Raw genomic sequence first — 11,673 nt, 5'->3', positions numbered from 1 at the left:
CAAATGGCGAAGGACAGAGTAGTTCTGCAACCCCGAATTTTTAGGTTCAATAAAAAAGACACCTACAACATTGGGATCAATACAGATCGAAATGTTGAAGATGTCTTGGGTTTCAGTGAGTAATCCACTATTTCGGTTCAGTAATCACCGATAATTTCTCTACACCAACACGCTCTATGCTGGCTAAGAGTTTAGCCACCGTACCATAAGGGACAGTTTCATCGGCATTTAAGTTTAATGCTAACTTCGCATTGGTATTTTTACGCTGTGTGATTTCTTGCTCAAAATTTTCGAGTTTGACTGGGTCTTTATCCAAAAAGATTGCACCATCAGGTTTTACGCTAATCACCAGCGCTTTGTTTTGATCTGTAGATTGTGTTGGTGCAGCTTTGGGTAAGTTGACCTTCACACTATTGGTTAATAAAGGCGCCGTGACGATAAACACGATCAATAACACCAACATCACGTCGACCAGTGGGGTAATGTTAATGTCACTGACGACATCGTCATCTTGAGAGGTTGAAATAGCCATATTAAGCCAAAGCCTCCTTTTCTTGAGATGACAGTTGATGTGCCGTCACTGGTTTTGCCGCAACATGTGTACTTTGGGTTTTGGTTGGAAGTTGGAAACCTACTTTTTGAGTGAGGCTGACAAAGTCTGTTGCAAAGTCATCTAAATCTGCACCAATGCCTTTTACTTTACGAACAAAATAGTTATAGGCAAGTACAGCAGGAACAGCCACAGCAATACCAATACCTGTTGCAACTAATGCCTGACCAATTGGACCTGCGACTACATCCATGCTGGCACTGCCTGATTGAGCAATCGCTTGTAAGGCGTGAATAATCCCAAACACGGTGCCAAATAAACCAATAAATGGGGCATTATTACCAATGGATGCAAGAACAGCCGAGCCTTTCGCCAGTTGGCGACGTTCAGCAAGAATTTGCTTGCGTAAGTGTCGTTCTAATAAATCCTGACGGCTCCACGTTTGTTGTAAGTCTTGATGGGTTTTTTCATTGGCATCAGTCAAAGTTTTAAAACCAGTTTGAGCAATACGTGCTGTAGGTCCCTGTGCATTTTCAGATTGGTTAATCGCCTCTGCTAAGTTTTGGGCTGACCAAAAACTGTCGACAAAGCGTTTACTTTCTTTGGTGGCTTTTGAGGTTTGTATGGCTTTCACCACAATCAACACCCACGTTACGATCGAAAAACCGATCAATAGCCAAATGGTTGCATCATGAATAATCGTATTAATATCAGACATATCGAATTTTCCTAAGATAAAATTTTACAGTTTAATTGGGTAATTTGAAGTGAATCGGAACATCGACCCAGCCTTCTATCGGGGTATTGCCACGCATTGCAGGCGAGAATTTCCAACGCTTCACAGTTTTGACAGCAGCATCATCCAGTGCTTTTTTACCGCTGCTATTTTTCAGGTTGATTTCTAAAGGACTGCCTGTGGGTGAGACTTTCACACGTAACATCACAACGCCTTCCCAACCTCGGTCTAATGCCACTTCTGGGTATTCAGGGGCAGGATTACTCAAATAACCGGCATAACCTTTGGCTGCCGTGACGGGCAAGTTTTCTTGAGCAGGCTTACTCACAGCTTCAGCGACTTTTTGGGTCGGTGCGACATTTTCTGCGGGTTCAGCCTGTGGTACAGCTTGAGGCGTTGATTTAGCGACTGGTCTAGGTTGCTCAATTGGCTTCTGCTCGACAGGCTTCTGAATGGATTTTTCAACCACAGGCTTTTGTACAGGTTGAGGCTTTGCTGACACAGGAGGAATAATCGGTTTTTGTATTTCCTGTTTAAGTTTGGGTTCAATCACCTTAGGTGGCTCTTCCTTGGGTTTTTCAATTACAACCGCAATTGGTTCAGGCTTTTTCACCACTAACGGCGGTGTTGGAAGATGCTCTGCAAGATAAAAAATGCTGTAATGCAATGCTAGAACAGCACCAATTGCCCAAAAGATCTTATGGGTTTGAACGGGTTTTTCTGCTGCGATCGGACTTGCCAAATGGGCAACAAATGGATCTGCAGCTGGAAATACATTGGACTGAACATTTTGAAGTTGTTCAAACAAAATTGCCTTTTTATAAGGACTTCGACTGACTTCACTCATATCAGTAAGGCACCATTCAATAAGATTTAATTTTCATTGCAGAATATTTTTTATTTCACCAATTAAATTGGTTTAATTTGAATAATAAAATATTCTTTCAATTTTAAGTTTTTTATTAATTCACAGGTGAGTGAATTAATTTGGTTAAATAAAACATTGAAAGCATAATGAGTGATTTTTGAAAAATATAGAAAGAATTTTTTTAGATTAGTATTTTTATAAAAAATGATAAAAGATAGATTTTTTTATTTCTTATAATAATTAAATATAATCTATTTTGTATTGATGATATCTGCTTATAAAGTTGAAATTACGCAATGTCTATTTTTGGATTTCATTTAAATATATTTACTAAATAAATCTATTTAAATGAAATAAGACTGTCCATATAGAACAGCCTTATTCTATTTAAAGCTAAAATTTTTTAAAATAGAGCAATAATGCTTAACTAAAGAACATTAGCCACTTTTAAAAAGTGCTCACGCGCTCTAATACGTTCAATCCATGCTTTTAAGTGTGTATGATCATGCTGACGTTCAACATCTAAATTGAACCAGTGATTAAGTGCTAAGGCCAAAGGAATATCGGCAACACCAAAATTAGAGCCAGACAGATAGGGCTGTTTAGCCAACTCAGCATTGGCAACATCCAAAATCTTTTCTAGTTTTTCTGCTGCGACTTTGACCGCGGCTAAATCTCTTTTGTCTGGTGCTTGACGAACCAAATTAAAAAATACAATCCCAAACACAGGCAGGACGGTGGTGGTGTACCAGTCAATCCATTTCTCTGCGCTAAAGCGTAAGCGTGGATCTTCAATCCATAATAAATTTTTTCCATACACTTCAGTTAGATAACGTAAAATAGTGTTGGACTCCCACAGAACTGTGTCACCGTCTTGAATGACAGGAATCAGGCCATTGGGATTGAGCGTTAAAAATTCAGCTGTATCCGTCAGGCCATACTGCTGACCCGCAGGAATGTGTTCAAACTCAAGTCCAAGTTCGGCTGCTAGCCATAGTACTTTGTGGACATTTAAAGAGTTAGGTCTACCCCAAATAGTGATGCTCATATATTTTTCTCAGAAATTTTAGAATGTAAAAGTGCGTTACTTTGGTGGAATCTAGCATTTAAGCAATCGTCATTCTGAACAGTCAAAAGACCTAAGCGATATTGCAATTTCACCAAAGTATTTAGATTTAAAAGATTTTAGAAGCGGTAATTAACACGTCCGTAGTAATAACCACCATAGAGTCCAAAAGGTGAAAGCTGTGCATAGTAATTCTCACCTAAGCCATCAACAATGTTCGATTTTTCAGGGTAAGTGTTGAACAAATTGTCTGCACCTAAAGTAAAGGATAGACTGTCTGTAAAGTTATATGTGGCATCTAGATCCACAATCCATTTGGCACCAAAAGTTTGATCTGTAGCTGCTGTTTCACTGCGTGCAATGTAACTACCATAGCGTGATAGGCGAGTATTTAAATCCAGTTTTGCGTATTGCCAATTTGCAGCCAACGTGAATTTGGTTTTCGGATCTGCATCGGTAATCATGCCCTTGGTACGACGGGTGATACGATCAATATTGATACCGTCCAATTGACTTGGATTATCCGCGATGGCTGTAATATCTGTTTCATTCCAGTTGAAACCTAAGCTCCAGCGGATACGACCATATTTCTCTAATTGTTGGGTGTAGTCTGCAATAACATCGACACCATTGGTTTCTGTATCAAATAAGTTGGCATAATAGGTGACATAGTTAACGTTGGAAAAACCGTTTGCTGCCAAGATGTTATTGATGCCCGTTCCTGTAAGACCTGCCGTAGACGCAATACGATCTTTCAGCTCTATACGATAAGCATCGACTGCAAGATTAAAGTTTTTAAATGGGCTATAGGTTAGGCCTAGTGAAAAGTTGGTCGATTTGGTTGGATCCAGTGCTTCTGCACCGAGAGCTTGACCTAACGCAGAGTCGGTACGTACCGACTTACTGTAGACATCGGAGCGAACACCATTGTTTACAGTACTGACAATACCTGTACTGGCAAAACCTTGTTGGTATAAAGAGGGTGCAATGAAGCCTGTACTGGCTGTCCCACGTATCGCCAGTTGAGGATTGAACTCATAACGGCTGTTAATTTTACCGTTAAAGGTATCGCCTGAACTGTCATCATAATGCTCAAAACGACCCGCTAAACCCACAAACCAGTTGTCAGTCACATCTAAACCTAAGTCTAAATAGGCGGCGGTGTTACTACGGCTAATATCGGCTTCATCTTCAGGTAACAGTACACGAGCACCAAAAGTTCCCACAGTCGCAGTTAAACCCGCATTATCACCTGTAGGAATAATATAACCGCCATTTTTATAGGCTAAAGGGTCGGTGGCTTTAGAAGACCAACCTTCTTTACGATAGTCTAGTCCCCAAGCAACATTTAGTGGCGTTGCACCAATTCCAATATCAAAGGTCTTTTTAAAATCAAGATTGCTGACCCATTGATAGGCATCGTATTTTTGTAAGCCAAATGATGTTGGGCTAGACGGACCAAGAGATGGATTTAAATTGTTTTCAGTGGAGTGGTCTTGTGTATTTTTACCATATGAACTACTCACATCCCATGCCCAACCGAGCACGTTATCTCCTTTTAGTCCCCAAACGGTTTGCACATCCGTTTCACTTAAAATGACATCGGGGGTTGTACCATTTGGAAAGATTTCAACAATGCCTGATCTGGAATTTGGACGACGGTAAGATGCACCAGTCGAGGCATCACGCCAGCCCGCGGTGGTGTAACTATATAACGTGGCTGCATCGCTTAGAGGAAGCTCAGCATTTGCAGAAACATTAAACTGTTCAACTGATGGCAGACCTAATTTATTTAAATTACGATCTACAGTTGCTTCACGTGGGTCATCTTGACCATTTACTTTTGAATAAATGTTGCCCGAAACGGCCCCTGCACGGGTGGTAGCATCCTGATTTTTTAGGTCAAAACCAAAATTAATAAATCCGTCTTGACCCAATGGTGCACCAACGTTGGCATTCAGTTGGAAGGTTTCTCCATTGCGGTCAGTGCCTGAATAATGCTCACGACCACCATAGGTGGCACTAATATTGCCACCATGATCTGCTGATTTGAGCACAATATTGATTACCCCTGCAATCGCATCGGAGCCATATTGAGCGGCTGCTCCATCACGTAAAACTTCAACTCGTGCAATAGCACCAATTGGAATCAGATCTAAGTCCGCTGCTTGGTAGCCCTCGCCAAAACCATATTTGTTAATGGCCAAAGCACCGACATGGCGACGTTTACCGTTGACCAGCACGAGTGTATGCCCACCACCCAAGCCACGTAAACCCGCAGAACGTGCAACAGCCCCATAACCATCGGGTTGGCTAGGTACGGTAGCCACACTAAAAGAGGGAATCACTTTTGCCAAAATATCTCTTAAAGCAAGGGTGTTACCTTGTTTGACGAGTTGTTCACCACTAATGATGTCCACAGGTGCGGGACTTTCAGTGATGGTACGAATACCACCACGGTTACCTACCACCACCACACTTTCGAGTTGTTGAACATCTTCTTTTTCAACAGGTGTTACATCTTTTTGCTGAATATCTTCAGCATAGAGAGAACCTGTCACTCCGCAAGTTAATGCAAAAAAAATGGATTGATAGAGAGGGGATATTTTAAAACCCGGCTTTTCAGGCAGAGGCTGTTTTAACTTGAATTGCAGCATTATGTTTTCCACTGATGTGATTTGGATGGCTTTGTTTGAATCAATAAACGAAAGAATGTGTATATTCTGTGAGTCAATATATAGACTGTTTTTTTATTGTTAAATATTAAATAGTCATTTTAATATCATTTTTAATTAAAAGTTTTTTTTGTGTTTTTAAATAAGTAATTCATTATTTTTTATAATAGATTATTTTTTTATTTAAAATTAGTTTTTGCTCTTTTTTATATAACTTTAAGTTTATTTAATATTTAATTTTCAAACCGTAAATTTGTTTAATAGGTTCCAACTTTAAATCTTCTGGAAAATAGAAAATGGGGCTGAGTTATAAATTAAGCATACTGGATAAATGCCCAAAAGCTGAAGGCATCAGTGCGGAACAGTCATTTAAAAATGCATTGCAAATTGCTCAAACAGCAGAAGCATTAGGTTTTTATCGTTATTGGGTTGCTGAGCACCATTCCACGGCTGTGTTATCTAGTCCATCACCTGAAATCTTGATTGCATGGTTGTTGGCACAGACTAAAAGTATTCGAATTGGCTCGGGTGGGGTGATGTTGCAGCACTACAGTCCTTATAAAGTTGCGGAAAATTTTAATGTTTTGGCCAGTCTTGCGCATAACCGCGTGGACTTGGGTGTAGGCAAAGCACCTGGTGGTTTTCCTGTTTCAACTCAAGCATTACAGCTGGGTTTAGATCAGACACAAAAGGGCGACTTTAAGGCGCAGTTACAAGCATTAGATCATTATTTACATGCAAAGTTAGATCGAAATCAGCCTGATCAGGTTGCTGCAACACCAGCACCTCAGCAACTTGCAGAAAAGTTCTTATTGGGTGCGAGCATTGAAAGTGCTCGACTTGCAGCAGATTTAGGCTGGAATTTCGTATTTGCTGCGCATTTGAATGGCGATGCCAACTTGCTTCAAGATGCTTTGCAAACTTACTCAAGCTACTCCTCTGGGAAAAAGGCGATTGTTGCTGCACAAATTATTGTGGCAGATAGCCGCGATCAAGCGGAAGAACTGGCAGCAGGACTATCTGTTTGGACGTTGGAGCTTGAGAATGGTCAACGCGTAAAGATACCGAATGAACAAAGCGGGCAAGAGTTTTCGAGACAAGCTCAATCTGCAATTAAAAGCCTTAAAAAAGAGCAACTGAATATTATCAAAGGGACGGTCGATGATGTTCATCAGCAATTACATGCTTTGCATCAACAATTTGGTATCCATGAATTTATTGTGGAATCGCCACTGTTGGATCATGCAACACGTTTGAAATCTCTAACTTTACTGGCACAGCATGCTGTGCTTGCAGCCTGAGTTGGGGAAATTGATGCCAAATAGATCATTACTGGAACAGCAGTTGCTCCGTTGGAGACATGAATTACATCGTCATCCAGAATTATCTGGGCAAGAGTTTCGAACCACCGATAAGTTAAAACAATGGTTGTCTGAATATGGCATTGAAACCTCAACTTGGGGTTTAAAAACGGGACTGATTGCGGATATTGGCACGGGTCATCCAATTGTCGCTATTCGAGCAGACATCGACGCTTTACCCATTCATGAAGAAATCGAACAAGACTTTCGTTCGACTCACGATGGGGTTATGCATGCCTGCGGACATGATTTACATAGCTCGACCATTTTAGGCGCTGCGATTTTACTTAAAGCGCAAGGGTCTGAACTAAAAGGTACGGTGCGCGTTATTTTTCAGCCCGCTGAAGAAACCTATAGTGGTGCTTATGAGGTAATCAATAGTGGCGCCTTGGAAGATGTATCCGCCATTTTCGGTTTTCATAATGTCCCTGAGTTGCCTCTAGGCACTTTTGCGACACGTGCTGGTGGATTTTATGCCAACGTTGACCGCTTCAAAATTGTGATTAAAGGCAAGGGCGGTCATGCAGGGCGTCCGCATGAAACCAAAGATCCAATCGTTGTCGCAGCACAGTTGATTAGTGCAGCGCAAACCATTGCCAGTCGCAGCATAAATAATTTGGATACCTGTGTGATCAGTATCACCCAAGTGCATGCAGGCACCAGTTGGAACATCTTGCCAGAAGAAGCGCACTTGGAGGGCACGGTACGAACCCATTCTCCAGAGGTTCGCCTAGCCGTTGAACAAAAACTTAAACAAATTGCACAAGGTATTGCACTTGCTCATTCAGTTGAGATTGCTGTGGATTGGGACAATGGCCCCGCTGCATTAATCAACACTGCAACATGGGCTGAACTGAGTCAAAGCGTTGCACATGCGCAAGGTTATGAGGTGCAAGAGGCGCCGCTTTATTTGATCGGTGAAGATTTTGGCGCCTATTTAGAACAGATCCCCGGTGCATTTGTCAGTATCGGCAGTGCCAGTCACTTCGGTTTGCATCACCCACAATATCAACCCAATGAATCCTTAATTTATCCAGCTGCTCAGTACTTTGCTGCCTTAGCAACACAAGCACTTGAGTCTATTCATAAAAACGCAGAGGTCTAACATGAGTAATAACAAACAAATTCGCCTTGGAACTATCTTACACGGTGCAAACGGAAATATGTCTGCATGGCGCCATCCTGAAGCGGTGGTCGATGCTAGTATTAATTTTGAATTTGCCAAAAATGTAGCGCTTCAGGCAGAACAGGCAAAGTTTGATTTTGTCTTTGTGGCTGATGGTCTATATATCAATGAAAAATCAATTCCTCATTTTCTCAATCGTTTTGAACCGATTACGTTGCTTTCAGCCCTAGCCAGTGTGACGCAAAATATTGGTTTGGTGGGTACGGTGTCGACCTCGTATAGCGAGCCGTTTACCATTGCGCGTCAGTTTGCCAGTCTGGATCATTTAAGTGGCGGACGTGCGGGATGGAATGTCGTAACGACACCACTTGAAGGTACTGCAAAAAATCATACCCGCAAACAGCATCCTGAGCACAGTCAACGTTATGAAATTGCAGATGAATATTTGCAAGTGGCCAAAGGGCTTTGGGACTCGTGGGGTGAGGGTGCTTTCGTTCGCAATAAAGGAACAGGGCAATTCTTTGAACGCAGTAAATTACATACGTTAAATCATAAAGGTAAACACTTTGAAGTGGCAGGGCCACTCAATGTAGAGCGTTCGCCACAAGACCGCCCGATTCTATTCCAAGCAGGGGCATCAGGTGCAGGTCGTGCATTAGCCGCGAAACATGCCGATGCGATTTTTACCCATCAAGCCTCTTTGGAAGAAGCACAAGCATTTTACTTAGATGTGAAACAACAAGTGATTAAGAATGGTCGTGAGGCAGATGATTTGCTGATTTTCCAAGGCATTGGAGTTTTGATTGGAGATTCTGCTGAGGACGTAGAGCGTCAATATCTTGAAACTGCTGCTTTGGTGACGATAGAGGACGCACTGAATTATTTGGGGCGCTTCTTTGAACACCATGATTTTTCTCAGTATGAACTCGATGCACCATTTCCAGAACTAGGCACACTGGGTGAAAACAGCTTCAAAAGTGGTACTGATGAAATTAAACGCAAAGCCAAAGCAGAGAGTTTAACCCTACGTCAGGTCGCACTTCAATCTGCCACACCACGTCCACCTTTTGCTGGAACGGTAGAAGAAGTCGCAGATCAGTTAGAACTGTGGGTAAAAGAAGAGGCGACAGATGGCTTCATCATTGCGGGTGCAACCCCTAAAACTTTAGATACCTTCATCGAAAAAGTTGTGCCATTGCTACAACAGCGCGGGCTATATCGTACCGAATATCCAGGGACCACTTTACGCTCTAGTTTTGGTTTAAAGCGACCAGAAAATCAATTTGAATCATCAGAAAAGGAACAGATTCATGCGGTTGAATAAAACACCTTTGACAATTGCTTTGGCACTGTTTCTAGGCATTTCTCTGGTTGGATGTGGTAAAGAACAAACATCTAATCAAACAGCTAGCTCAACAGCCGAGTCTACAAAATCGACCGATAAAACCGATTTTTATAGCCGTGAGCTTGCAAAGTTGAAAGAGAATATGACGCCGATTCATGTTGCTCACAATGCGGAAGCCAGTCAAAAAATTCCAAAAGATTTTAAGTTTGTAAATACGGGTTATTTTACCGTTGCGGCTATTTCAGGAGCGCCACCTTTAAGTGTATTGGGGCCTGATAATCAAACCTATATTGGTACTGAAATTGATATTGCCCGTTTGATTGCAGACAGTTTGGGTTTAAAGCTGAAATTAGTTCGAACGTCTTGGGAGGACTGGCCACTCGGGGTGATTAGTGGCAAATATGATGCTGCCATTGCCAATGTCACCGTGACCAAAGAACGTAAAGAGAAATTTGATTTTGCGACTTATCGCCAAGATGTACTGGCTTTTTACGTCGCAGAGAAAAGTAAAGTTAAAACGATCAAAGGCTCTGATGATATTTCTGGTTTAAAAGTGATCGTTGGTTCTGGTACCAATCAGGAAAAAGTACTGCTGGACTGGATTGAGGACAATAAAAAGAAAGGGCTGCCACCAGGGCAGGCTCTTTATTACGATGATGGTGCATCCGCAAGTTTGGCGCTCCAGTCTGGGCGAGTTGATGCTTTATTTGGTCCTAATGTTGCCTATGCATGGCAAGCGGCAAATGGTGCAAAAATCCGTTTGGCAGGGACAGCACTTGGGGGAGGAACACGATCTGCCGAATTGGGTGTCACGCTCAAAAAAGGCAGTGGTTTGGTTGATGCGGTACAGACGGCTTTAAACGGGGTAATTCAAACGGGAGAATATCAAAAAGTCTTAGAACGGTGGGGAGCACAGGCAGAAGCGATTCAACATTCTGTCATTAACCCGCCAGGGCTGGGAGACTAAAATGTATAACGCCCAGACAGCGGTGGCTTTTGGTCTGACACTGGCGACTTTAAGTGTGATGGGTTGCTATAACAATGAGACAGCAACTCATGTGCAAGAAAATCATTTGAAAACTGCTTTTTCGGAAAAAGAGCAACAGACTTTAAGAAATAACACGGTGGCTATTCATACGACTAAAAATCTAGAGGCAATTGCTCAATTGCCTCAAGGTTTTAAGTTTGTAAATGAGGGTTATTTTACTGTTGCTGTGGGAACCAACAGTTTTCCACCCCTCCATGTTCTGGCCGAAGATAACCAGACCCGTATAGGTAGTGAAATTGATATTGCACAGTTAATTGCCGACAGTTTAGGTCTCAAGCTCCGAGTGATTCCAACCTCGTGGGAAAACTGGCCACTTGGTTTGGCGTCGGGAAAATTCGATGCTGTATTCAGTAATATTGCGGTCACAGAACAACGTAAGCAGAAATACGACTTTGCAACCTATCGTCAGGATATGTTGGCTTTTTATGTGACCAAAGGCAGCAAAATCCAAGCAATTAGAATGCCTGATGATATTGCTGGACTCAAAATTGTGGTTGGTTCTGGCACCAATCAAGAACGGCTACTGTTGAACTGGATTGAAAACAATCGACAAAAAGGGTTGAACCCAGCACAGCCCATTTATTTGGAAGATGGTGCAGCTGCGGCTTTGGCATTGCAATCTGGCCGTGTCGATGCCTACCTCATTCCCAATGTAATGGGGGTATGGCAACAGGCCAATGGTGCCAATATTAAAGCCGTGGGCGCATTAGATGGGACGTGGTCGGTTGCTGTTGCTGTGAAAAAGGGTACAGGCTTAGTGAATGCTGTTCAATCATCTATAAACGGGGTCATTGCGAATGGGACATATGCCCAAGCCCTATCACGTTGGAATTTACAAAATGAAGGAATTCCACAATCAGTGATTAACCCACTGATTCAGGATAAATAAGAGGTCATT

Annotated in this window: 10 protein-coding genes; 5 read left to right on the top strand and 5 right to left on the bottom strand. The window is 42.1% G+C overall.

Translation table 11 applies throughout. The features are described 5' to 3' along the window. Positions 1 to 127: 127 nt before the first annotated feature. The 5 genes from ACE01U_RS00310 to ACE01U_RS00290 form a co-directional block, all read right to left on the bottom strand. Positions 128 to 532, bottom strand: a complete 405-nt coding sequence (locus ACE01U_RS00310) for an ExbD/TolR family protein (protein WP_086209396.1) — start codon at positions 530 to 532, stop codon at positions 128 to 130. A 1-nt stretch (position 533) separates the two neighbouring features. Further along, the gene (locus ACE01U_RS00305; protein ID WP_395553003.1) at positions 534 to 1,268 is read right to left on the bottom strand and encodes a MotA/TolQ/ExbB proton channel family protein; all 735 of its coding nucleotides are present in this window, start codon (positions 1,266 to 1,268) and stop codon (positions 534 to 536) included. 31 nt (positions 1,269 to 1,299) lie between these two features. Next, positions 1,300 to 2,133, bottom strand: a complete 834-nt coding sequence (locus tag ACE01U_RS00300; protein WP_110975327.1) for an energy transducer TonB — start codon at positions 2,131 to 2,133, stop codon at positions 1,300 to 1,302. Between the two features lie 448 nt (positions 2,134 to 2,581). Further along, complete coding sequence (locus ACE01U_RS00295) at positions 2,582 to 3,202, bottom strand: glutathione S-transferase family protein (protein ID WP_395553002.1); 621 nt, start codon at positions 3,200 to 3,202, stop codon at positions 2,582 to 2,584. Positions 3,203 to 3,339: 137 nt separating this feature from the next. Further along, positions 3,340 to 5,877, bottom strand: coding sequence for a TonB-dependent receptor plug domain-containing protein (locus ACE01U_RS00290; RefSeq protein WP_395553001.1), 2,538 nt, complete (start codon positions 5,875 to 5,877; stop codon positions 3,340 to 3,342). 314 nt (positions 5,878 to 6,191) lie between these two features. Here ACE01U_RS00290 and ACE01U_RS00285 point away from each other — a divergent pair, with 314 nt between their 5' ends. Genes ACE01U_RS00285 through ACE01U_RS00265 form a run of 5 tightly spaced genes read left to right on the top strand, consistent with a single transcriptional unit; the run spans position 6,192 to position 11,664 of the window. Then, positions 6,192 to 7,196 carry an MsnO8 family LLM class oxidoreductase gene (locus tag ACE01U_RS00285; protein WP_291372776.1) on the top strand — a complete coding sequence of 335 codons (1,005 nt, stop codon included), beginning with the start codon at positions 6,192 to 6,194 and terminating at the stop codon, positions 7,194 to 7,196. A gap of 13 nt (positions 7,197 to 7,209) precedes the next feature. Continuing rightward, entirely contained in the window at positions 7,210 to 8,361 is a 1,152-nt protein-coding gene (locus ACE01U_RS00280) for an amidohydrolase (RefSeq protein ID WP_395553000.1), read from the top strand. Between the two features lies 1 nt (position 8,362). Next, positions 8,363 to 9,706 carry an LLM class flavin-dependent oxidoreductase gene (locus ACE01U_RS00275; RefSeq protein ID WP_395552999.1) on the top strand — a complete coding sequence of 448 codons (1,344 nt, stop codon included), beginning with the start codon at positions 8,363 to 8,365 and terminating at the stop codon, positions 9,704 to 9,706. Then, positions 9,693 to 10,694 (top strand): ABC transporter substrate-binding protein, encoded by a 1,002-nt coding sequence (locus ACE01U_RS00270; protein ID WP_395552998.1) that lies wholly within the window; start codon positions 9,693 to 9,695, stop codon positions 10,692 to 10,694. The genes ACE01U_RS00275 and ACE01U_RS00270 overlap by 14 nt, the downstream gene beginning before the upstream one ends. 1 nt (position 10,695) lies before the next feature. Then, the gene (locus tag ACE01U_RS00265; protein WP_395552997.1) at positions 10,696 to 11,664 is read left to right on the top strand and encodes an ABC transporter substrate-binding protein; all 969 of its coding nucleotides are present in this window, start codon (positions 10,696 to 10,698) and stop codon (positions 11,662 to 11,664) included. Positions 11,665 to 11,673 lie beyond the last annotated feature (9 nt).

The organism is Acinetobacter halobius (assembly GCF_044130335.1).
Classification (GTDB): Bacteria; Pseudomonadota; Gammaproteobacteria; order Pseudomonadales; family Moraxellaceae; genus Acinetobacter.
Note: the sequence above shows the minus strand (reverse complement) of the source record. Positions and strands in the feature narration are given on the sequence as shown.